This is a genomic window from Microbulbifer sp. SE14 (genome assembly GCF_059834885.1).
This window is the reverse complement of sequence record NZ_JCBAJA010000080.1, coordinates 1-1,093: the sequence shown is the minus strand read 5'-3', so window position 1 is coordinate 1,093 and position 1,093 is coordinate 1. Positions and strand designations below refer to the sequence as shown.

Annotated in this window: 2 protein-coding genes; both read left to right on the top strand. The window is 44.7% G+C overall.

The annotated features are described in order from the left end of the window. The first annotated feature begins 47 nt into the window (after positions 1-47). Positions 48-644 (top strand): AbiTii domain-containing protein, encoded by a 597-nt coding sequence (locus AC6R19_RS22730; protein WP_500582152.1) that lies wholly within the window; start codon positions 48-50, stop codon positions 642-644. 107 nt (positions 645-751) lie between these two features. Continuing rightward, the gene (locus tag AC6R19_RS22725; protein ID WP_500582151.1) at positions 752-985 is read left to right on the top strand and encodes a hypothetical protein; all 234 of its coding nucleotides are present in this window, start codon (positions 752-754) and stop codon (positions 983-985) included. Positions 986-1,093 lie beyond the last annotated feature (108 nt).

Sequence of the window (1,093 nt, the reverse complement as noted above, 5' to 3'; positions counted from 1 at the left end):
TTACAGCGCGTTGCGGCCGCATAAGCACAACGACGGGTTGCCGCCCAATGTGGCAGAGCAGGCCTACTGGAAAACTCAAAAGACGGTGGCCTAAATCACTTGACCACTACAGTGGCCTAAATCACTTGACCACTACAGTAGGACAGGACATCTATGAAGACATGAATTGTGTGCAAGCATGGAAGGTGATTCCAATTACGGCCGTAATTGCAGCCCTTGATGCTGTCCGAAACAGAATATTGAGCTTTGTGCTGGAAATCGAAGCTGAAGCACCCGACGCAGGGGAAGCTGAAATAAACTCGAACCCAGTCCCTCAAGAAAGAGTGCATCAAATATTTAATACATATATTTCAGGTAACGTGCAAAACGTTGCTACTGGCAGCGAAAAATTCGAACAGCATGTGACAAGAAATGATGCCAGTCCCGAGATATTTGGTCAGCTAATAGAGGCTTTAGAGGCTATTCGAGAAGAACCTGCTTATGAACCTGTGAAAGCAAGTGTTATCGAAATGCAAGAAAGCTTTGGTGGGGAAGCTTTTAAAAATAAATACCTGAACTTTATGTCTGCACTGGCAGATCATATGCAAGTCCTTGGTCCAGTCGTTGCTCCATATCTCCCCGCATTAGCGGCACTCGTGTCCTAACGAAGCGTTCCATGGGACGACCAAATCTATGCACCTTTGGTCTGGTCCTTGTGCCCCCATTGTCGCACAAAGGTGCATAGTATTATCCACCGCTGAGCGCATCGAGCATGAAAGAAGCATTCAAAGAAATAAGAAGAAAGACTTATTTAAGGGACAAAAATAAGCAGGAACTTGAATCTTCGCTTAAAGCCGATGAAGTTTACATAAAAAATTCTAGAGAAAATTTTGAGGAAGTTTACGACCTTCTTAAAGATCTAAATAATTCCAGGGTTGCTTGGATTAGATCAGTGAGAGTGCTTCTAAGTACTCTTGAACGTCATAAAGTTAATCTGACCCCATGAGGGTGTTCAAAACTCTGTGTCAGCCAAATAGCCTCACAGGCTGATGTATTTCTCCAGGCGGTCCGGGAAGTGGATCGTCAGCTGTGATAGCGTCAGGTTCCAGTTCTG

Excerpts from the sequence above, each read along its gene's own strand:
- AC6R19_RS22730 (WP_500582152.1), top strand. The coding sequence starts at position 48 with ATGTGGCAGAGCAGGCCTACTGGAAAACTCAAAAGACGGTGGCCTAAA.
- AC6R19_RS22725 (WP_500582151.1), top strand. The coding sequence starts at position 752 with ATGAAAGAAGCATTCAAAGAAATAAGAAGAAAGACTTATTTAAGGGAC.